We start from the raw sequence: 20,840 nt of genomic DNA, 5'->3' as shown, positions 1-20,840 counted from the left end.
TTCCCGAAGTTATCCCCGTCTTACAGGCAGGTTACCCACGTGTTACTCACCCGTCCGCCGCTAACCTCAGAGAGCAAGCTCTCTTTGGTCCGCTCGACTTGCATGTATTAGGCACGCCGCCAGCGTTCATCCTGAGCCAGGATCAAACTCTCCAATAAAGTGTTTGATATAGCTCTTAAAGTTTAAAAATTGATGGGATTGTAAAATCCCTGACTTACCTGGCTTTTGTTTGGTTTTCAAAGAACATTTTGTGTCAAACTTCAACGCTTAAGTTGTCGTTTGCCGTCGCTCATTGGCGACTTTATTATATTACCATGCTGTCACCAGCCTGTCAATATTCTTTTTAAAAAGTTTTTATCAAGTTTGTTGAACATTTACATAAGCTTTGCAGCGACAGGTAATAATATACCACCTATTTAAACACCTTGCAATACTATTTAAGAAAAAAGTTTCAATTTCGTGTAAAAACATATAAAAACCGCCTGCAAACTGCATGCAGGCGGTGTTAAATTCCTTTGTTATTACTTGTCGCTATGGCGCATTTGCGGGAATAACAGTACATCACGGATTGAAGGTGAGTCTGTCAAAAGCATGATAAGGCGATCGATTCCGATCCCCAGGCCGCCGGTAGGAGGCATACCGTACTCAAGTGCTTCTACAAAGTCCTCATCCATCATGTGAGCTTCATCGTTCCCTTGGTCACGCTCTTTGAGCTGTGCTTCAAAACGCTCTCTTTGATCGATTGGATCATTAAGCTCAGAGAATGCGTTAGCGTGCTCACGGCCGACGATAAACAATTCAAATCGGTCAGTGAATCTTTCATCTTCAGGATTCTTCTTAGCAAGCGGAGAGATCTCAACTGGGTGGCCATATACAAATGTAGGCTGAATGAGCGTCTCTTCGACGAAGTGTTCAAAGAACTCGTTCACAATATGCCCATAAGACATGTTTTCTGTCACAGGAACATTATGTTCTTTAGCAAGTGCGAATGCTTCTTCCCTGCTCATCTGCGGCCAGAAGTCTACACCTGTTGCTTCTTTTACTGCATCAACCATGTGCACTCGTTTCCAGCGCGGTTCGAGGTCAACTTCGTACTCACCGTATTTAACAGTCGTGCTGCCGTGTACTTCTTTAGCAATATGAGCGATAAGATTTTCAGTAAGTTCCATAATATCAAGATAATCTGCATAGGCTTCATAAAGTTCGATCATTGTAAATTCAGGATTATGACGAGTAGATACACCTTCGTTTCTGAATACCCGGCCAATCTCATAAACCTTTTCCAAACCGCCGACGATCAGGCGTTTCAAATGAAGCTCGATAGCGATCCGCATGTAAAGCTCCATATCAAGCGCGTTGTGGTGCGTAATGAAAGGACGTGCAGATGCACCGCCAGGAATAGAATGCATGGTTGGCGTTTCTACTTCCAAGTAGCCGTGATCATCCAGGTAGCGTCTCATTGAACGGATTATTTTACTGCGGGCGATGAACGTGTCTTTTACTTCAGGGTTCATGATTAAATCTACATAACGCTGGCGATAGCGCTGTTCCACATCTTTAAGGCCGTGGAATTTGTCAGGCAGCGGACGAAGTGATTTCGTAAGCAGCTGAAAGTCTTTCGCTTTTACAGAAAGCTCTCCAACTTTAGTTTTAAAGACCGTACCTGTAATTCCGACAATGTCACCGATATCGATCGTGTTGAACAGCTCATACTGCTCCTTGCCTACTGCATCGGTTCTTACATAGATTTGAATTTGTCCTGTCAGATCCTGAACGTGGGCAAATCCGGCTTTCCCTTTTCCGCGCTTGGTCATGATGCGTCCAGCAATGGTTACTTCAATGCCTTGCTCCTCCAGGTCTTCTTTCGATAGATCCTGATATTGCTCAGTAATGTCTGCCGCTGTATGGTTGCGGATATATTTAGTGCCGAACGGATCTTTCCCGCTTTCACGGATGCTGTTCATTTTTTCTCTGCGGACACGCAGCAAATCATTTAATTCTAAATCCTGGCTCATGAAAACTCTCCTACCTTTTGCAATTTTGTATGTTTATGATTTTATATGAAATATGGCCCCCTGGAAGGGAGATATGAATCTTAGCGTTCAGAGGCTTGCCGATTACCGCTTGGGCTACCGGGGAATCCGCGGCAATTTTAAACTCTCTCGGATCGGCTTCAAATGGATGTACGATCGTATACGTCATCTCATCCTGAAATTCAAGTTCCAGCAATGTGATCGTAGAACCTACTTCCGCCGTTTGTCCGGGCTCTTTTTCACTGGAGAGAATCTGGGCATGGAACAGGACTTGTTCGAGCTGTTTGATCCTCTTGTCTAAAAACAAGCCTTCATCCTCAGTGCGGCAGTGTTCTTTTTCCTCAATTAAACTTCTAAGCTCATGCATTAGCCTCCTGGTGCCTTCGTTCGTAAGCAAAACCGTTTCATGGTTCATTTGCTTTTCCTCCATATCATTATTAAAAATAATAATTTTGAAAACACCAGGAAGCCTTAATTATTTAGAAAACATAAGTGCAACAAAAGCCAGAATTAAGTTCTGGCTGTTAGTAAGATTCAATAGGGCGATTGGCTCAGCTCGCTTTTCCTTGCTGTTTAGCCTCTACTTCTTCAATATAGCCGTAGAGGAGCTTGCTCATTTCATCCCTTGTTGTTTTTGTATTTACTTCGTTTCGGACTGTTCCTGTTTTAGGAAGGCCTTTTAAATACCATGCAGCGTGTTTGCGCATCTCGCGAACGGCCACATCTTCACCTTTGAGGTCAATGAGGCGGTCCATATGAAGCATGCAAATATCGATCTTTTCTCTTGGTGTCGGTTCTGCAGGAATTTCTCCTGTTTCAAGGAACTGAACGGCGCGATAAAGCATCCATGGGTTGCCAAGCGCCGCGCGGCCGATCATAACGCCATCTACACCATAGGTTTCAAGCGCATGTTTGGCATCGTGCGGAGTAGAGATGTCTCCGTTTCCGATTACCGGAATCGAAACATTTTCTTTTACTTGCTTGATAATGTCCCAGTTCGCTTTTCCTTCATACATCTGCACGCGCGTGCGCCCGTGCACAGATACTGCAGCACCGCCGGCACGTTCCACCGCCTGTGCGTTTTGCACAGCGAAAATATGGTCTTCATCCCAGCCTACACGCATTTTTACAGTAACCGGCTTTTGCACAGCATCTACTGTAGCCGCAACCATCTCATAGATTTTGTTTGGGTCTAACAGCCATCTTGCTCCAGCATCACATTTCGTGATCTTAGGCACTGGGCAGCCCATGTTGATATCTATAATATCGGCATTTGTATTTTTATCTACATACTTTGCTGCCGCAACAAGAGATTCGCGTTCTCCTCCAAAGATCTGAAGGCTGAGCGGTTTTTCCCTCTCATCTACATACAGCATTTTTAAAGATTTTTCGTTCTCGTAAAGAATACCTTTATCGCTTACCATTTCGGCACAAACGAGCCCCGCTCCGAAATCTTTGGCGATCAGGCGGAATGCCGGGTTGCAGACACCTGCCATAGGTGCAAGCACAACAGGATTCTTCATGGTAATACCACCGATTTTCAACATTCTTTTCACCTCGCTTATTTTTGAACATGGTCTTGCGTTAATTCATCTATAGAAACCTGAAAGATCGTTGCAATCTTAATCATAAGTTCTTCTTTCGGTTTGCGGTTTCCGCGTTCTACTTCTCCAAGTATAGAAACAGAGATCCCCAAGTCCTTCGCAAGGCTTTCTTGTGTATAGCCTTTCAGTTTTCGAAAGGCCCGTATTCTCCTGCCCCACTTTTCCTCTTCCATATATGCACACCTTCTTTATTCTGCAGCTGTCTGAAGACGTCATCCAATGATACGTCTGTATCTGGGAATGTGAGATATGGAGCAATCTCAAACAACGGAATCATCACAAAAGCACGTTCCAGCATACGGGGATGCGGAATGTGCAGCTGTTCTGACTGTATACGTTCACTATTATACAACAAAATGTCAAGGTCGATTGTTCTGGGACCCCATCTGATTTTCCGTATTCTTTCCAGCTGGTTCTCGATTTCCTGGGTTATGCTCAGTAAAGCTTCAGCAGACAGGCTCGTCTGCAGTTTTACCGCCAGATTCAGAAAAGGAGGCTGATCGGTGTAGCCGACCGGTTCTGTTTCATACAGTGATGATATCTTTTCTACTTTAATAGCAGGATGGTCATTTAATGCATCGATCGCCTTCCGGATATACTCTTCCCGGTTCCCAAGGTTGGAACCAAGCGAAAGGTAAACACTATTCATCAGGCTCTGCTCCGGGTTATCTCTATGGCAACAGAGTCATAATGGCCCGGGATAGGCGGATCCGGTTTAGTAACTTTAACCGTGCATTGCTGAATCAGCGGGTAACTGGAAAGAAGGGAAGAGGCAATGCTTTCCGTTACCGTTTCAACCAATTTCTTCGGTTCGCCTTCTACAATTTCTTTTACCGTTGAATAAATGTCACCGTAATTCACCGTTTTTTCAAGGTCATCCGTCGTACCTGCTGCCTGAAGATCCATCTCAAGAATCAGATCGGCGAAAAATCGCTGGCCCAGTTTATTCTCTTCAGGAAAAACACCATGATAGCCATAAAACGAAAGGCCGTTCATATATATTTTATCCAAGCGTCTTCATCCCTTTTCCGAGCATGGCATCCATCATTCTTGCCATGCGGCTCATTTCTTTTACATCATGGACGCGTACAATCGTACATCCCCGTTCAATGCCAAGACATACTGTGGCGCCTGTTCCTTCCATTCGTTCATCCACCGGAAGATCGAGGGCATTCCCGATCATGGATTTTCTAGATGTTCCTAGGAGTACGGGATATCCCATCGCCACGATCTGGTCGAGGTTCCTCATCGTTTCAAGGTTCTGCTCATATGTTTTGGCAAAACCGATTCCAGGATCTAAAATGATGTTCTCCGGTCTCACGCCTTCTTTCGAAACAATGGCGATGCTCTTCTTCAGATCGGCAATGATATCAGGCATCAGTTCTGCATAATCACGGTCACTCCGATTATGCATAAGGATGATGGGTACGTTGAGCTTTGCTGCTGTGGAGGCCATCTGTTCATCCGCCTTAGCTCCCCATACATCATTAATGATATGGGCTCCGGCAAGAATGGCTTTTTCAGCGACTTCTGCTTTGTACGTATCGATGGAAATCGGAACGCTTACTTCGCGGGAGACTGCCTCAATTACCGGGACGACACGCCTTAACTCTTCCTCTGCTCCAACCTTCTCACCGCCTGGACGAGTGGATTCTCCCCCGATATCAATAATATCGGCTCCGTCTTCTACCATTTGCCTAGCATGCTCAACTGCTCGTTGAATCGTGTTGTATCTGCCGCCATCAGAAAAGGAATCCGGAGTGGCATTTAATATTCCCATGACATAGGTTTTCTTGGATAGATCCAGCGTGTATGGGCCACAGGATATGAGATGATTAATATTCTTGGCTGTTATTGTCTGTCCCATAATAGGTTCTCCCTTCAAACAATTCATCAATGCTCCATAGACTTTTGCTGCATGAATGATAAAGAAATAAAAGCGATTGGGCCGTCTGCCCGCCAGCACCCGGAAAGTTCTTTCCCTGAAAGGCGCGAACCGGGACGATTTCCTGAATCGAATTCGTTAAAAAAATCTCGTCCGCATTTTGTACATCAAGGGACGAATATAGACCCTCTTCTGCCGGCATTCCCATCTTGGCCGCACTGGCCATGACGAACTGCCTCGTGATTCCGTTCAGAATTCCTGTATTTACGGAAGGGGTATAAAGTACCCCATCTTTTACCCAAAAAACATTTGAAACGGTTCCTTCGCTGACAAATCCATCTTCTGTCAAAAACAGGCCTTCCTGTTCATGCGGCCTGTTCAACTCCCTTTTACCGAGGATGCTGTTCAAATAATGATGGGACTTCAAGCGGATTCTTCCTTCCGGGGTATTCCGCCTTGTCTGAAGCACGACAAGCTCTTTCTCGTTAAAAGGGCCCTGTTCCGGCAGTGGTTTGCCGTAAATAATGACAGTCGGATTTAAATAAGGGTCTGTCTGCAGGCCGATCTCACCGGCTCCTGCTGATATATTAAAGCGGATATAAGCATTCTTCCATTTGTTCCGCCGCATTAAACGCCTTGTGTCGATCCAGGCAGCCGCACTGTCCAGTTCATGCTTTATATTCAGCTCAACAAGCGCTTCTTTTAAACGCTTCATATGTTCTTCCCAAAGAAATGGATGTCCATTGTAGACTCTGACGGTTTCAAATGCACCAAGGCCATACATATATCCATGATCAAACGGAGAGATAGAAGCTTCATTTTTACTTACAAGTTTTCCATCTATTGAGAGGTACATACCATGTTCCCTTTATTTTTGTATTGATCGATAAAATTCCGCAGCAGCTTTTTGCCTGCTTCTGTCATAATCGACTCAGGGTGAAATTGTACACCTTCTACCGGAAGCGTCTTATGGCGAATGGCCATAATTTCTCCTTCCGGGGTCCATGCTGACACACTGAAACATTCTGGAAGTGTTTCTTTCTTTACAATGAGAGAGTGGTATCTCGTAGCAGTAAATACTTTTTCAAGCCCGCTGAAAATGGTCTTTCCGTCATGTGAAATCTCTGAGGTCTTTCCATGCATCAGGCGTTCGGAGCGAATGACATCTCCTCCAAATACTTGGGCGATGGATTGATGCCCTAGGCATACCCCGAAAATCGGAATCTCACCTGCAAAGCGCTTAATGGCTCCCATGCTGATTCCAGCTTCGTTCGGTGAACAAGGGCCCGGAGAGATCATCAAAAAATCTGGCTGAAGCGCCTCGATTTCTTTGAGAGTGATCTCATCGTTTCTCTTGACGACAAGCTCTTCTCCCAGCTCTCCTAAATATTGTACAAGGTTATACGTGAATGAATCGTAGTTATCAATCATTAAAATCATTCTCATCTTCCTCCTCTAAGCTCAGCTAAACTAACTCGTACTTGCTTTCTTCACTTAATTCTTTGGCCCGCCATAAAGCAGCGGCTTTTTTCAGCGACTCTTTATACTCCGCTTGGGGATCTGAGTCGATAACGATGCCGGCACCAGCCTGTACGTGGGCCATTCCGTCCTTGCAGACCATCGTCCGGATCGCGATATTCAATTCCATGTCACCATCGTATCCAATCCAGCCGATAGAGCCAGTATATACTCCTCTGCGCACAGGCTCAAGCTCTTCAATAATTTCCATTGTGCGTATTTTCGGAGCCCCTGTAATCGTCCCACCTGGAAAAGTGGCTGCAATCAGGTCAAACGCATCGCAGCCTTCACGAAGTATTCCCCTGACGTTCGAGACAATGTGCATGACGTGGGAGTACTTTTCAATTGCCATAAACTCATCCACTTCGACACTTCCATACTTACTCACTTTGCCCAGGTCATTTCTTTCCAGGTCAACCAGCATCACATGTTCCGCGCGTTCTTTCTCATTTTCGATCAGTGTTAATGCGAGCTTACGGTCTTCTTCTTCCGTCTTGCCCCTTGAGCGTGTCCCGGCGATCGGGCGGGTACTGATATGTTCTCCCTTTTTTTTCACTAATAATTCAGGTGAACCGCTGACGAGCTGAAAATCAGGAGTATGAAAGTAAGCCATATACGGCGATGGATTAAAACGGCGAAGTTCATTATAAATTTCAAATGGCATCGACAGAAGGGGCTTTGACTGCCGTACAGATAGATTAACCTGAAAGACATCGCCTGCAGCAATATAGTCTTTGACTTGTTTTACTGCCTGCACAAACTTTTCTTCAGACATGGATACCGATTCCTGCAAAAATGAAAAGGGCGCCTTTTCGTTCTTTGCCGAAATGCCGCTGTGATTTGCCGCAGTCCATTCCGCTCGATATTGTTCCAGTCTTAATTCAGCCCTTTTTTTATGCTGTACTTCATAGTGAAGAATAAGCCATAAACATTCTTCTTCATGGTCATATACGAATACATCATCAAATACCATGAGAGAAACATCCGGAAGTTGAAGATCATCTTCTGCTTTTTGAGGAAGCTTCTCAATCTCCCTGGCCACATCATAACTAAAATATCCGATAGCTCCTCCGTTAAAATCAGGAAGCCCTGCCGGAACATCGCACTTAAACAAACTAAGCCAATCTTTAATGATCGGAAGGAGTTTTCCTTCTCTCGTGGTATTGCTGCCTTTATATTCAATAGAAACTTTATTGTTTTTACCTACAATATAAGCAACTGGAGAAAGGCCCATGATACTGTATTTTCCGCTCCGTCCGCTTTCAAGGAGAACGTGGTTTTCTTCACTGCCCGAAAGGCTCCTATAACGGCTGAACCATTCGCTTTTGGTTAGAGGAATTTTTTCAAAGATGATTTGTCGCTCTTCAGAAATTGGGTAAGGCACACCTGTCACGCTCCTGATCTTTCTTATGGATACTATTGTAACTGATGCAGTGATTAATGTGGGGATAAAAATCCAATTACTTTTGAGAAAAGCGCAAGCGCCCTGCTAATGGGCGCTAGAGCTAGACCATACTCACATGCATAGAAAAAGCTGACAAAATTGTCAGCTTCATTTCTTGTTATTCTGTTTCATCAAATTGATATAGCGGTGTGCTCAAATACCGTTCACCATTACTCGGAATGATGGCGAGCACTTTTTTGCCTTTGCCCAGCTTCTCAGCTACTTTAAGAGCAGCAGCGATAGCAGCTCCTGAGGAGATCCCGCCAAGGATTCCTTCTTCTTTAGCCGCACGGCGTGCAAATTCAAAAGCTTCATCATTTGTAATCTGGATAACTTCATCATATACAGACGTATTTAAGATTTCCGGAACAAATCCAGCGCCAATTCCCTGAATCTTATGAGGACCGGGCTTTCCGCCTGACAGTACAGGAGAATCAGATGGTTCAACGGCGTATAATCGAATCTCAGGGTAAGCTTCTTTCAGCACTTCCCCAACACCGGTGATGGTGCCGCCTGTACCGATTCCTGAAATGAAACCGTCCAGTCCGTCCGGAAATTGTTCAAGAATTTCTTTCCCTGTGGTTTGCCGATGGATCTCCGGGTTCGCTTCATTGTTGAACTGTTGTGCCAAGAAATAGCCGTGTTCTTTTGATAAAGCTTCCGCCTTGCGGATTGCTCCGCCCATTCCTTCAGCGCCAGGTGTCAGAACAAGCTCCGCTCCATAAGCGCGCAGCAGATTTCTTCGCTCCAAGCTCATCGTGTCCGGCATGACAAGAACAGCCTTATAGCCTTTAGCTGCGGCTACCATTGCAAGCCCGATACCCGTGTTCCCGCTTGTAGGTTCAATAAGCGTATCGCCTGCTTTAAGTTTGCCGTCCGCTTCCGCTTTTTCAATCATAGCCAAAGCAATGCGGTCTTTAACACTGCTTCCCGGGTTCATGAATTCCAGTTTCAAATACACGTCTGCATGAGTATCATTTGTAATACGATTGAGTTTAACAACAGGTGTCTGTCCAATAAGCTCTGTAATTGAATTTGCTATTCTCGCCAACCTTAATCACTCTCCTAATTCCGAGTAAATACATTGGTTTAAGTTTAACAACAGTACGAATCGTCTGTCAATTCATATGCACTGCTTTAGACCTATAGACCCAAAGCATTCTAAGTTTGATCGATTTTCTTTAAATTTATCTGCTTTCGTTATAAAGCTCTTCCAGTTCATCCTCTGCAAATAAGTAAGTTTCATTGCAGAAATGGCAGTGGGCTTCAGCCTGCCCTTCGTCTTCAATAATTGAACGGATTTCCTCTCTTCCCAATGACACAAGTGCATTGGCAATGCGGTCCCGTGAACATGTGCACTGGAAGGAAACCGGCATCTTATCCAGTATTTTTACATTTTCTTTCCCAAGCAGTTCAAACAGGATCTCTTCTGGGGTGAGGCCTTTTTCAACTAATTTAGAGATCGGGGGAATAGCAGAAATCTGCTCTTCCAAAAGATCAATAATTGTATCTGATGCATTTGGCAGCACCTGGATCACAAATCCTCCTGCAGCAAGAATGCTGTTATCCGGGTTAACGAGAACACCTACACCCACTGATGAAGGCACTTGTTCAGAGGCTGCGAAATAATAAGTGAAATCATCACCAATCTCCCCGGATACAAGCGGAACCTGGCCGGTGAAGTTATCACGCAGACCAAGATCTTTGACTACTGATAAAAATCCATTTTTACCCACGGCACGTGCAACATCTAATTTTCCGTGCTGGTTCAAATCAAAATGGACTTGCGGGTTCGTTACATATCCTCTTGTATGACCGCTTGGTGCAGCGTCTACAACAATAGCACCAATGGGGCCTCCTCCTTCAATCTTTACCGTCATCTTGTGCTTATCACTTTTTAGCATGGATGCCATCATCGTGCTCGCCATCATCGAACGGCCTAACGCTGCTGAAGCCGTCGGCCAGGTTTGGTGCCTGCGCTGCGCTTCACCCACCATTTCACTACCGCTCATAGCGTACGCGCGTATCTGCCCGTCAAAGGCCAGCGCCTTTATTAAATAATCCGACATATTTATCACCTGTCCTCATGTATTAACTCAGTAGTTCTCGTTTATTTCCGATTGTTTTTTAAGTAGATCAGCTGCAGGCCCTTTATGGTTAAATAAGGATCAACCACATCGATCAGCTCGCATTCCTCTGCGATCAGACCTGCCATTCCTCCAGTGGCCACTACCTTTGGACTCGTTTTCTCCTGAGCTTTTATCCTTTTAACAATACCCTCAACCTGTCCAACATATCCAAATAAAAGTCCTGACTGCATGGCACTTACCGTATTTTTTCCAATAATGTTCTCAGGTTTGGCAAACTCTATTCTCGGAAGTTTCGCCGCATTTTTATAGAGGCCTTCTGTCGCTACATTAATTCCCGGGGCAATTGCGCCCCCCATATAATGGCCCGCCTCATTGATGTAGCAATATGTCGTGGCCGTACCAAAGTCAACGATAATGAGCGGTTTACCGTAATTGTGAATCGCTGCAACGGCGTTAACAATCCGGTCAGCCCCCACTTCTCTTGGATTTTCATATTTTATATTCAAACCGGTCTTTATGCCAGGCCCGATCACCAGCGGTTTTTTATGAAAAAATTTGAGGCACATCCGCTCGAGCGTCGCCATAATGTGAGGCACAACAGATGAGATAATAATCCCTTCAACTTCTTTTCTTTCAATCTCCGCATTCTGAAACAGGCTGAGAATCAGCATTCCGTATTCATCTTCTGTTTTTTCTCTGGAAGTACTGACCCTCCAATGATGTTTCAGATCATCTCCGTCATACATACCCAGTACGATATTCGTATTTCCTACGTCAAAAACAAAGATCATGGAAATGCCTCGCTTACTTTTGATTTGATTTTTTACTTTTAAAAAGGATGCCTCTGAGTTAGAGGCATCCTTCGTTTTAATCTTCCTTGCGTTCTTCTTCGTCTTTTTTATGAATTGTAACCTTTACATCATTTTCCGGAGAAGAAATGACTTTACGCTCAGGAAGCTGTCCTGTTTTTACAAGCTCCTTAATTTGCTCTTCATCCAATGTTTCTACATTGAGAAGAGTTTGAGCGATGATTTCAAGCTTTTCATTATGCTCTGTAAGGATTTGTTTACAGCGCTGGTAAGAATCTTTAATGATATTTTGGATTTCCATGTCGATTTCATGGGCAATGGCATCACTGTAGTTTTGCTCATTGTTGAAATCGCGTCCAAGGAATACCTGTCCGCCAGAGCTTGAGCCAAATTGCATCGGTCCAAGTCTGTCACTCATCCCGAACTCCGTAACCATGCGGCGGGCAATGCCTGTAGCACGCTGGAAGTCATTGTGAGCACCTGTGCTGACTTCATTAAAGGTAATCTCTTCGGCAACACGTCCGCCAAGGAGACCGACGATCTTATCAAGCAGTTCCGGTTTTGTCATGAAGTACCGGTCTTCTTTTGGAAGCATAACGGTGTATCCGCCTGCCTGGCCGCGAGGCACTACTGTTACTTTATGAACCGTATCTGCCCCTTCCAGCACTAGACCGATGACGGTATGCCCGGCTTCATGGTAGGCCACGATATTCTTTTCTTTTTGTGAGATAACCCTGCTTTTCTTCGCAGGACCCGCGATGACTCGGTCAATCGCCTCATCCACATCGTCCATGTTAATCTTCTTCTTGTTTTGCCGCGCTGCCACAAGAGCTGCTTCATTCAGCAGGTTCTCAAGATCGGCACCGGAGAAACCAGGAGTCCGCATGGCAATGGTTTTCAAGTTTACTTCTTCACTTAATGGCTTATTGCGTGCATGTACACCCAGTACTTCTTCTCTTCCTTTTACATCAGGGCGGTTTACCGTAATCTGACGGTCAAATCGTCCCGGACGAAGAAGAGCAGGGTCAAGAATATCCGGACGGTTGGTCGCAGCAATGATAATGATTCCTTCATTAGCTCCGAATCCATCCATTTCAACGAGTAACTGGTTAAGCGTCTGTTCCCGCTCATCATGTCCGCCGCCAAGACCGGCACCGCGCTGGCGTCCGACTGCATCGATCTCATCGATAAAGATGATACACGGTGCATTCTTTTTAGCGTTTTCAAACAGGTCACGTACACGTGATGCACCGACCCCAACGAACATCTCAACAAAATCAGAACCTGAAATCGAGAAGAAAGGAACTCCCGCTTCCCCTGCAACCGCACGGGCAAGCAACGTTTTACCAGTACCTGGAGGTCCTACTAAGAGAACCCCTTTTGGAATACGTGCTCCTAATGCAGCAAATTTTCGTGGATCTTTTAAGAATTCGACCACTTCAACAAGTTCCTGCTTTTCTTCGTCCGCTCCGGCAACGTCTTTGAACGTCACTTTTTTCTTTTCTTCGTTATAGAGCTTGGCTTTACTCTTACCAAAGTTCATCACTCGGCTTCCGCCGCCCTGAGCTTGGTTGAGCAAGAAGAAGAACAGGATGAAAATAATGACAAACGGAATAATGGATGTAAAGAACGTAACCCAACCGCTGGTCTGCTCTTCTGGTTTAATGTCAACGTCAGATGTTTTAGCTAGCTGGTTAAGCTGTTTGATGGATTCTTCAGAGTCTGGTGTATATGTTTCAAACACTTCACCCTGTTTCGCATTCTCCAGCTTTCCTCTAACAACATAAACGCCGCCTTCAGGCTGGTACTCAATGCTTTTTACGCGCCCATCCTGAATGTAATTCGTTAATTGGTCATAACGAATTTTCTTCACTTCATTGTTGGTTCCGTTAAAAAAGCTGACGACACCAACTACAACTAAAAAGATTAACAAGTAAAATATGGTGTTCCGGAAGATCCGATTCATTCCTTACCTCCTCAACGACAATGAGACGATGAAATACATTTATTATTGCATGTTAACAAATAAACAGGATTACTTTTCGTATACTTCAGGCTTCAGAACCCCAATATAAGGAAGGTTGCGATAGCGCTCAATATAGTCCAGGCCGTAACCGACAACAAACGCATCCGGTACGATAAAACCTGTAAGATCCGGTTTGATATCCACTTTTCTGCCAGTCGGTTTATCCAGCAGAGTAACAATTTTAACCGAATTGGCGTTACGGGTTTTGAAAAGCTGAACAAGATAACTTAACGTCAGACCGCTGTCTATAATATCTTCGACAATGATGACATCTCGTCCTTCAAGAGATGTATCCAGGTCCTTAATTATTTTAACTTCCCCTGAAGAAACAGTGGATGTTCCATAGCTTGAAACAGCCATGAGGTCAATCTCAAGGTGGATGTCCATCCGTTTGATAAGATCCGCCATAAAAGGAAGGGCTCCTTTTAATACTCCGACAACAAGCGGAAATCGATCTTGATAATCCTCTGATAATTGCTTTCCGAGATCCTTGATCTTTTCCTGGAGAACTTCCTCGGAAATTAATACTTCTTTAATTTCATCATGCATGCTGCTTTGGCCTCCTAGACGTCCTGGCAGAAATTTTGAAACTGTAAGACTAACCATTGCTTAGGTTTGCTTGAGTGTGGAACGGGGGCGTGCTTTATACCCGGAATCCAGATAATGTTACCCCTCCCATCTTGCAGGACGGGCCATACATCGCGTTTCTCCCTCTCAAGCTTTTGGTCGATAAATATATCTTTGACCTTTCGAGTTCCGCCTACCCCTTGAATGGCCATCCGGTCACCGGGTTTGCGGCTCCTCGCAATGATTGGCAAACTTACACTTTTAACATCACATACAAAAACATCTTTTCCCTTTTTTCCATCCGGATACTCTTCTTTATACTCAGCGGTGATGAAACCTACAGGAAGTTCGAGCGTTCCTGGCACTTTCAATTCCATTTGATAGCCTTCCTGCTTTTCGGCTTCCCCAAACGCCAGCCTGCACCGGTCATAGGAACGGATTACCTGCAAACCATGGGGGAAATCCAGCCTTCCAGATGGATGTTCGCTTCCGAGCAAAGTTAAAAAGCTTTCCTTATGTAGTGAGGAAAGAGATGAAGGTGTTTGCTTATATAGATAGTTTAATATTAGTGTAATCGCCCTTTTTTGTAAAGGAATAGGCATGTTGAGAAATTTAGCAGCCGAAACTTCAATCAACGATGCTTTTTTCACTGTTACAACAGCTTCCAGACTTCTTTTTGCCTGTTCCAATAAATACGTTTCATCCTCATAAAAAGTTTCACTTATTTGCTGAAATCGAAGATGAACATTCGGATTTTCTTTTTTAAGAAAAGGCAGCACATGATGCCTGAAGCGGTTTCTTACATAGTCATCCGCCTCATTGCTCGGATCCCTTCTCGGAAAAATCGTATGTACTTTACAATAATGCTCTATTTCGTCCTTCGTTATTCCTAAAAAAGGGCGAATAATACATCGGCCTTCAAAAGAGCGTTTCGCTTGCATACCGCCAAGCGCGGTTCCTGAGCTTCCCCTTGTCATCCGCATCAGAATGGTCTCCGTCTGGTCATCTCCATGGTGAGCCAATGCGAGTGAATCGGCATTATGCCTTGCCATGACTTCAGCATAAAATGCATACCGGCATTCTCTCGCAGCCAATTGAGTGCTCGTCACTTGATTCTTCTTTTTATAGGAATCCACATCACACCGTTTGCCCTCAAACTGAATATCATGCTCTCGGCAGTAGGACTGCACGTACAAAAGGTCTTCTTCCGACTCTCTGCCCCGCAGCATGTGGTCGGCATGGGCAGCAATAATGTTCAGCTCATCCCCCTTTCTGCGGTTCCAAAGATAATGAAGCAATGCCATGGAATCAGGGCCGCCTGATACGCCAACAACGATTGTCTGTCCCTGGCGAATCAGCTGATGCTTTTTAATAAATTGTTCGACTGCCTGAAGCATTCCCTTCTCTCCTTATCCTATGCGGCTCAACCTTGCCTTCGTCCATTTTTTCATGAACAGCCTCTCGGGTAGTATACCAAAAACAAGGATGTCCCTGTAAAGAATTGAAACTGCCGCTACATGGACTGGCTAACAAGGTAAAACAGATAGACGATAAACAGAAATGAGCCCAAGAGAACCGTTTCGAACATGACCGCTCTTTTCCTCTTTTTCTTTATGATCCTCTGTCCCGACCGTCTGCTTGACCGCTGTCCGTTTACAGTCTGGGCCGGCATTTTGCTTCTTCCCTTATTGTTCAGGGTGGAAACCATTTCATTGCGCATCTCTTCGGCGCTTTTATATTTTCCATACAAGCCTTTCAGGAGAACAGATTGAAAGGGAGACAGCATGGCGCTGTTTTTGACAGCGTCCTTCAGCTGCTGTCCCCCATCCTTCCTTTTATCAAACCGTTGGGGATACGCCAGGTTGATCATAATCATACTTGCAGCGAACAGGTCATAGGAGGGTTCAGCCTTCCGGGTACCAAGACCCCAGTAGCCCCTGTCAAAAAACTCGGTATATTCCTTGATCGACCGCCCAATTTGAGTCGTTCCTCCCACATCGATCCAGCGAATGCGGTGCGGAGGCCCTACGACGAGCAGGTTGTCGGGCTTTAAATCGCCGAATACCCACCCGGCCTGATGAAGCATCTGCAGATCCGTGAGAAGCTGGACGAGGAGGATGGCCGCCCATTCTTCTTTATGGTTCTTCATGAAGTGAAACAATGTATCTCCTTTTAAATACTCCATCACATAAAAGGGGATCTGCTGCTGTCCTTGAAGATAGTCATCCACATCGATTAAAGAAGGCCCAAGGATTTTGCCTTGGACCCTTGAAAAGTGTTTTAACACGTTGACTTCCGAAATAATCGCCATGCTGTCATGGCCTGTTTTAACAGCGACCTTGCCGTTTCTTCCGGCAGCAAGATACACAGTTCCTGTAGCCCCTGAGCCCAGCTCTCTAATGATGGAATACTCGTTTCGGTGCCATTTGCCGGTAACCAGTTCACCGGCCCTGAGCTTAAAAACCTGACCCTTCGAAGTATTCTTCTTCATCACCGGTGATCAATCTCCTTTTTGAACGCCTGTTCGTAAATTCATTGATCGCGGCTTTTATCGCCGGACCGGTCGGGGTAATACCTCCCGATGAAAGCTTGCTGAACGCACTGGTGATCGAATTTAACTGAGGGGTCCAATCGATCAGCTTTTCTGTATCATCCTTCTTGCCCGGAAATGCATACAGAGCGAATTGATTGTAGCCCATCCTTGAGTTCAGGGATATGGATAAGTCAATGAGCGACTCCTGTACAGTAGCCAGCTTCTTCTCCATGCTCCCGGACGAATCTACGAGAATAAGCAATTCCAGATCCATGGTTTCACCGAGATCATCTACCACTTCCATAACTTCCCCCCGTTTTTCTGGCGGAAGGTCCTCGATAGTCGAATCTTTCCCAAGAATCTGCTGAAGTTCGCTGTTGATGACGCCATGAATCGTTTGTGCCATCCCTTTTCTCGTGACCATCTGAACAGTCTGGGAAAGCTGTGCCGTATAGACGATCTGGCTCACACCACCTCCTGACAAGGATATATCCTCCACTTCTTTCAAGCCTTTATGAAGGTATTCAGGACTGTTCTCTTCCATAATGCCGATTACATTTATCGTAATGCCATGTTCGCGTGCAAGCGCCGCCATCGCAACCGGATCCTCGCCCTGGTTTGAGCAGCCATCTGTGATTAGAAGCACCTGGCGCAGTGTCCCTTTTTTTATGTCCATATAAATCGTCTCCTCTCATCATGATTTGCTGTTATCATCCTTGTCATCGATGAGGGGATTTATACTTTTATTCTTTGAAATTATTGAGCTTTCGGGCGTTTAATATTGATTTTCGGAAAATGAGGTATGGATGCCCATTTCGGAATGTTACGGTTTATTTTCGCTACCACCACCGTCATATCGTCTTCAATCGAATTCGATCCTGTGCGAATGACCTCTTCCATAAGCAAGTCTGCCATGGCCTGAGGATCGTCTGTCCCCATCTCTTTGATCTTCCGCTTCATCCACGCATTAATGTTCTCCACATGCTTTGGCCCCTCATAGATTCCGTCGCTCATCATGATGAGCAGGTCCCCTGCCTTCAGCTGCTCACTGACCACATCGACTTCAAACTCTTCAATGATTCCAATGGGAAGGTTGCTTGCCTCAATCATTCTTACCTGGTCACCGCGTTTGACAAAGCTTGGTGATGAGCCGATCTTCAAAAATTTCAGTGAAGCATCCTGCAGGTCAATCATAGCGAGATCCAGTGTGGAAAAGATCTCATCTGTCGTGCGAAGAGAAAGAACTGAGTTGACCGATTTGATAGCCACTTCTTCATCGATTCCTGATTTTAATATCTTTTGAAGCAGCTCCAGTGTTTCATTGCTCTCTTTAAAAGCCCTTTCTCCATTTCCCATGCCGTCTGAAATCGCAATGGCATATTTTCCGCCGCCAAGTTCGATCGTGGAATGGCAGTCGCCGGATAGCCATGCTCCTCCCTTTGCCGCCGAAGCAATGCCTGTTTCAATGATAAACTCACGTGCCGATCCGAACGACACATGGCAATTGCCGTTCTGGTAATAGCTGCACTCCTCTTTTTTTACAACAATCGTCTCCTGAAGGATATCTGATAAAAGAGGGGCAATGATTTTTTCACACTCCCCGGTGCCCTGGCAATATGGGAGGCTCAATTCAATATCCACATTGGACGCTTCAAGGCTGTATACGTCGATATGCCCCAGCTCAATGCCCGCATGCAGGATCGCCTCTTTAATCTGCTCCTCCTGCACCTGATGGTTGGCATGCTCTCGTTGGATTTCCTTCGCAAAATCCCCCATCACCTGCGATACGCCAAGCAACTGATTAGCAACCAGCTTCCGGCTTTCCTGCACCTGCTGCTTCAGCTTCTGGCTGGCCCGATACTGAGAGAGCTCTTTCGAAATAGCATCTGTAATCTTTTGAGGCTTCACACAATGCTTTTCCCATTCTAGTTTAAGCCGCCGATCTTTTATTTCCTGATATTGCTCTTGCTCGTACATAATTTGGGACATCATCTCATACGTTTTAGTAAAATTAACTGCCCAGCACTGTTCCTTCTTAAAACAAGTCTGGCACGTTTTTTCTGTGATGTTGCTTAAAAACAAATCAACTTCGCGGTCGTTGCTCTCTTCATATTCATCTTCTCCATAGGAAGAGAAGGAATGAGACAGCGCCTGGAACATTGACGAAAACTGTTCTACACGGTTCGCCGTCACGTCTCTGATCTTTTTAACATACTGCTGCTGTTCATTAGAATGTTCCCGGGATCCCGGCACATAGCGGGCAATGCTCGAAATCACGGCATTCGGCGTGAGTAAAAAAAGAGCAATGGCAATACCTGACTCAATCATCGTCTGCATAATGGCTACATTTCCTTCGCCATACAGACCGATCAGTAATGTGCCGATTAACAGGCCGAAACCGACACCAAGCCGCTTCCCTTCTTTCAGCAGCCCTCCCAAGAGACCCGCAAAAGCAAGCAAGCTCATTTGGTAGAGGCTACCTACATTGGCCAAACTTAAAATCAACCCCGTTACGACGCCGACCGTTGAGCCGATCGCCGCTCCGCCAACAAACGCGAACATCAGAACTAAATATCTTGAAACGATATGTTCAACCGAATAATGGTGAATTTCCCATCCGATGGTCCCGGTCATGACAGAAGCCAGCAATATCATAAAACAAATGATTTCTTCATTCTTTAACGATTGTGGAATTCGTTTGAAGTTCAATAGAGGAATACTTTGCAAAAAGATCAAGGTAAGTACGAGTGAAAGGCCCGCTTCAACAGCTCCCATCATGTACTCACTGATTTGAGGGTTTCCTGACGTAAGAAAGATGGTCGCCAGCCTGGCCGTTATGCTTGTCAAGAATACGACGGCCGGCACCCATCTGGCACGGTTCTTTGTCATCAGGTCAGCTGCTTTTTGATAAACAGCATAAATGACAACCCCCGTTATTATGTAAAATGCGTTGATGGGCATATGGGACAGCGCACCGGCCACCAGTGCAAGAATCGCAATACCTGTCCGTTCCTTCCGCAAAATGTATACTGAAGCGATCAGCGGCAGGGCAAAAGGTGTTATCTCTGATAGAATCATAGCTCGTCCAAGTAAAAAACCAACAGCAAACAACAACAGTCTCCAGTTTAAAAGCACACTTTCCAGCCTGTGCATGAAGCGTTTACTCATGCCGATTGAAAGATTCTGCGTCTTCTCAAACCACACCATCGCCCGAAGAGGTCCCATTACATTTCTGTCCGCCTTTTGATACATCCTCCACACCACCCCTATAGTTTTTGTGTGTATCATTATACCCACAGGTAATTCACATTTTTTGTCAAACGATTAGAGCATGTTCAAAAAACTTCTCGACGCACAAATACAAAAAATCTGTATTGTCTTGGACAAATACAAAAAACCCTGTATTTTTATAAAAAAATACAGGGTTGATAATTATATGTAATTGGTGACCCGTACGGGATTCGAACCCGTGTTACCGCCGTGAAAGGGCGGTGTCTTAACCGCTTGACCAACGGGCCAGTCTTATTTTTTTTGTAGAAAAACATGGTAGCGGCGGAGGGAGTCGAACCCACGACCTCACGGGTATGAACCGTACGCTCTAGCCAGCTGAGCTACACCGCCATGTTAAAGACACAAGTAGTATATTACAAGAATCCATACCACCTGTCAACGGTTTTTCAAAAAAGATTAAAAAGAAAAGCTGAAGCAGCCGATCCGCCTGAAAAAATCAAAAAGAAAAGACATCCCTTGAGAGATGTCTTTGTATTTATATAAGGTTGTGAAGCTTGAGCATTCAAGTCAGCAGCCTATTAGCCTCGGCGAGCTCCGCGTCCGCCGCGTTTTGACTCTGTTTGGCGTTTCAATGTTGCCAGACGGTCTTCACTGTCTTTTAAGAATTTACTCATTTTATCTTCAAATGTTACAGCCGTGTTAAATCCACCATTGCCGCGAGGAGAACCTTTGCGCTGTTTATTGAATCCGCCTTTTGACGGGCCGAATCCGCCGCTTTTCGGTGCACCAAAGTTTCCTTTGTTTGCTCCGTAGCTGTTTCTCACCGGTGCAGGATTATCTTTCGCCTTTTTAATGGACAAGCCGATTTTGCCGTCTTTTTCGATATTCATGACTTTAACTTCGACTTCATCACCGACTTTTAAGTGGTCGTTAATGTCCTTAACATAATTGTCCGCAACTTCACTAATGTGCACAAGTCCGGTTGTTCCTCCTGGCAGCTCGACAAACGCTCCAAAATGAGTAATTCCTGTAACCTTACCTTGCAACTTGCTGCCTACTTCAATTGACATGAAGAAAATGCTCCTCCTTAGGTATTCATA

20 protein-coding genes, 2 tRNA genes and 1 rRNA gene are annotated in these 20,840 nt (G+C 45.1%); all 23 read right to left on the bottom strand.

Annotated features, from left to right (window positions below; translation table 11 throughout):
• Positions 1-158: ribosomal RNA gene (locus M1K46_RS23515) — 16S ribosomal RNA — on the bottom strand; the annotation flags it as partial.
• 363 nt (positions 159-521) lie between these two features.
• Complete coding sequence (gene lysS / locus M1K46_RS23510) at positions 522-2,015, bottom strand: lysine--tRNA ligase (protein WP_256227875.1); 1,494 nt, start codon at positions 2,013-2,015, stop codon at positions 522-524.
• 10 nt (positions 2,016-2,025) lie between these two features.
• Positions 2,026-2,448 (bottom strand): GreA/GreB family elongation factor, encoded by a 423-nt coding sequence (locus M1K46_RS23505; RefSeq protein ID WP_175502014.1) that lies wholly within the window; start codon positions 2,446-2,448, stop codon positions 2,026-2,028.
• Between the two features lie 136 nt (positions 2,449-2,584).
• On the bottom strand, positions 2,585-3,580 hold the full coding sequence (gene dusB / locus M1K46_RS23500; RefSeq protein ID WP_256227874.1) for a tRNA dihydrouridine synthase DusB: 996 nt from the start codon (positions 3,578-3,580) through the stop codon (positions 2,585-2,587).
• Between the two features lie 14 nt (positions 3,581-3,594).
• Positions 3,595-3,810 carry a helix-turn-helix domain-containing protein gene (locus M1K46_RS23495; RefSeq protein ID WP_091010669.1) on the bottom strand — a complete coding sequence of 72 codons (216 nt, stop codon included), beginning with the start codon at positions 3,808-3,810 and terminating at the stop codon, positions 3,595-3,597.
• Entirely contained in the window at positions 3,762-4,289 is a 528-nt protein-coding gene (folK, locus tag M1K46_RS23490; RefSeq protein ID WP_053356234.1) for a 2-amino-4-hydroxy-6-hydroxymethyldihydropteridine diphosphokinase, read from the bottom strand. The genes M1K46_RS23495 and folK overlap by 49 nt, the downstream gene beginning before the upstream one ends.
• Positions 4,286-4,648 (bottom strand): dihydroneopterin aldolase, encoded by a 363-nt coding sequence (gene folB, locus M1K46_RS23485; RefSeq protein ID WP_053356235.1) that lies wholly within the window; start codon positions 4,646-4,648, stop codon positions 4,286-4,288. The genes folK and folB overlap by 4 nt, the downstream gene beginning before the upstream one ends.
• A complete protein-coding gene (folP, locus tag M1K46_RS23480; protein ID WP_091010667.1) occupies positions 4,641-5,504 on the bottom strand; it encodes a dihydropteroate synthase in 864 nt (287 codons plus the stop codon). Before folP ends, folB begins: the two co-directional genes overlap by 8 nt.
• Positions 5,473-6,378 carry an aminodeoxychorismate lyase gene (gene pabC, locus M1K46_RS23475; protein WP_256227873.1) on the bottom strand — a complete coding sequence of 302 codons (906 nt, stop codon included), beginning with the start codon at positions 6,376-6,378 and terminating at the stop codon, positions 5,473-5,475. The genes folP and pabC overlap by 32 nt, the downstream gene beginning before the upstream one ends.
• Positions 6,363-6,962, bottom strand: a complete 600-nt coding sequence (gene pabA / locus M1K46_RS23470; protein WP_053356238.1) for an aminodeoxychorismate/anthranilate synthase component II — start codon at positions 6,960-6,962, stop codon at positions 6,363-6,365. The genes pabC and pabA overlap by 16 nt, the downstream gene beginning before the upstream one ends.
• 25 nt (positions 6,963-6,987) lie before the next feature.
• The gene (gene pabB, locus M1K46_RS23465; RefSeq protein WP_309144603.1) at positions 6,988-8,424 is read right to left on the bottom strand and encodes an aminodeoxychorismate synthase, component I; all 1,437 of its coding nucleotides are present in this window, start codon (positions 8,422-8,424) and stop codon (positions 6,988-6,990) included.
• A 178-nt stretch (positions 8,425-8,602) separates the two neighbouring features.
• Positions 8,603-9,535, bottom strand: a complete 933-nt coding sequence (gene cysK / locus M1K46_RS23460) for a cysteine synthase A (protein ID WP_256227872.1) — start codon at positions 9,533-9,535, stop codon at positions 8,603-8,605.
• Between the two features lie 136 nt (positions 9,536-9,671).
• Complete coding sequence (gene hslO, locus M1K46_RS23455; protein WP_256227871.1) at positions 9,672-10,553, bottom strand: Hsp33 family molecular chaperone HslO; 882 nt, start codon at positions 10,551-10,553, stop codon at positions 9,672-9,674.
• Positions 10,554-10,594: 41 nt separating this feature from the next.
• On the bottom strand, positions 10,595-11,365 hold the full coding sequence (locus M1K46_RS23450) for a type III pantothenate kinase (protein ID WP_256227870.1): 771 nt from the start codon (positions 11,363-11,365) through the stop codon (positions 10,595-10,597).
• Between the two features lie 76 nt (positions 11,366-11,441).
• A complete protein-coding gene (gene ftsH, locus M1K46_RS23445) occupies positions 11,442-13,349 on the bottom strand; it encodes an ATP-dependent zinc metalloprotease FtsH (RefSeq protein WP_256227869.1) in 1,908 nt (635 codons plus the stop codon).
• A gap of 69 nt (positions 13,350-13,418) precedes the next feature.
• Positions 13,419-13,958: a hypoxanthine phosphoribosyltransferase gene (gene hpt, locus M1K46_RS23440; protein ID WP_053356243.1), complete on the bottom strand. Its 540-nt coding sequence runs from the start codon at positions 13,956-13,958 to the stop codon at positions 13,419-13,421.
• Positions 13,959-13,972: 14 nt separating this feature from the next.
• A complete protein-coding gene (gene tilS, locus M1K46_RS23435; protein ID WP_256227868.1) occupies positions 13,973-15,373 on the bottom strand; it encodes a tRNA lysidine(34) synthetase TilS in 1,401 nt (466 codons plus the stop codon).
• A gap of 116 nt (positions 15,374-15,489) precedes the next feature.
• Complete coding sequence (locus M1K46_RS23430; RefSeq protein WP_256227877.1) at positions 15,490-16,467, bottom strand: serine/threonine protein kinase; 978 nt, start codon at positions 16,465-16,467, stop codon at positions 15,490-15,492.
• Positions 16,433-17,179 (bottom strand): VWA domain-containing protein, encoded by a 747-nt coding sequence (locus tag M1K46_RS23425; protein WP_053358408.1) that lies wholly within the window; start codon positions 17,177-17,179, stop codon positions 16,433-16,435. The genes M1K46_RS23430 and M1K46_RS23425 overlap by 35 nt, the downstream gene beginning before the upstream one ends.
• An 86-nt stretch (positions 17,180-17,265) precedes the next feature.
• The gene (spoIIE, locus tag M1K46_RS23420; RefSeq protein WP_256227867.1) at positions 17,266-19,761 is read right to left on the bottom strand and encodes a stage II sporulation protein E; all 2,496 of its coding nucleotides are present in this window, start codon (positions 19,759-19,761) and stop codon (positions 17,266-17,268) included.
• Positions 19,762-19,952: 191 nt separating this feature from the next.
• Positions 19,953-20,027: transfer RNA gene (locus tag M1K46_RS23415), tRNA-Glu, on the bottom strand.
• A 26-nt stretch (positions 20,028-20,053) separates the two neighbouring features.
• A tRNA-Met gene (locus M1K46_RS23410) sits at positions 20,054-20,130 on the bottom strand.
• A gap of 188 nt (positions 20,131-20,318) precedes the next feature.
• On the bottom strand, positions 20,319-20,810 hold the full coding sequence (locus M1K46_RS23405) for a S1 domain-containing RNA-binding protein (protein WP_053356248.1): 492 nt from the start codon (positions 20,808-20,810) through the stop codon (positions 20,319-20,321).
• Positions 20,811-20,840 lie beyond the last annotated feature (30 nt).

It is taken from the genome of Fictibacillus sp. WQ 8-8 (assembly GCF_024494405.1).
Classification (GTDB): Bacteria; Bacillota; Bacilli; order Bacillales; family Fictibacillaceae; genus Fictibacillus_C; species Fictibacillus_C marinisediminis.
This window is presented reverse-complemented; position numbering and strand designations above follow the sequence as displayed.

What these genes read in the sequence shown, in the direction of transcription:
- lysS (WP_256227875.1), bottom strand. Translation starts at nt 2,015, where the DNA reads ATGAGCCAGGATTTAGAATTAAATGATTTGCTGCGTGTCCGCAGAGAA.
- M1K46_RS23505 (WP_175502014.1), bottom strand. Translation starts at nt 2,448, where the DNA reads ATGAACCATGAAACGGTTTTGCTTACGAACGAAGGCACCAGGAGGCTA.
- dusB (WP_256227874.1), bottom strand. Translation starts at nt 3,580, where the DNA reads ATGTTGAAAATCGGTGGTATTACCATGAAGAATCCTGTTGTGCTTGCA.
- M1K46_RS23495 (WP_091010669.1), bottom strand. Translation starts at nt 3,810, where the DNA reads ATGGAAGAGGAAAAGTGGGGCAGGAGAATACGGGCCTTTCGAAAACTG.
- folP (WP_091010667.1), bottom strand. Translation starts at nt 5,504, where the DNA reads ATGGGACAGACAATAACAGCCAAGAATATTAATCATCTCATATCCTGT.
- pabC (WP_256227873.1), bottom strand. Translation starts at nt 6,378, where the DNA reads ATGTACCTCTCAATAGATGGAAAACTTGTAAGTAAAAATGAAGCTTCT.
- pabA (WP_053356238.1), bottom strand. Translation starts at nt 6,962, where the DNA reads ATGATTTTAATGATTGATAACTACGATTCATTCACGTATAACCTTGTA.
- hslO (WP_256227871.1), bottom strand. Translation starts at nt 10,553, where the DNA reads ATGTCGGATTATTTAATAAAGGCGCTGGCCTTTGACGGGCAGATACGC.
- M1K46_RS23450 (WP_256227870.1), bottom strand. Translation starts at nt 11,365, where the DNA reads ATGATCTTTGTTTTTGACGTAGGAAATACGAATATCGTACTGGGTATG.
- ftsH (WP_256227869.1), bottom strand. Translation starts at nt 13,349, where the DNA reads ATGAATCGGATCTTCCGGAACACCATATTTTACTTGTTAATCTTTTTA.
- hpt (WP_053356243.1), bottom strand. Translation starts at nt 13,958, where the DNA reads ATGCATGATGAAATTAAAGAAGTATTAATTTCCGAGGAAGTTCTCCAG.
- tilS (WP_256227868.1), bottom strand. Translation starts at nt 15,373, where the DNA reads ATGCTTCAGGCAGTCGAACAATTTATTAAAAAGCATCAGCTGATTCGC.
- M1K46_RS23430 (WP_256227877.1), bottom strand. Translation starts at nt 16,467, where the DNA reads ATGAAGAAGAATACTTCGAAGGGTCAGGTTTTTAAGCTCAGGGCCGGT.
- spoIIE (WP_256227867.1), bottom strand. Translation starts at nt 19,761, where the DNA reads ATGTATCAAAAGGCGGACAGAAATGTAATGGGACCTCTTCGGGCGATG.
- M1K46_RS23405 (WP_053356248.1), bottom strand. Translation starts at nt 20,810, where the DNA reads ATGTCAATTGAAGTAGGCAGCAAGTTGCAAGGTAAGGTTACAGGAATT.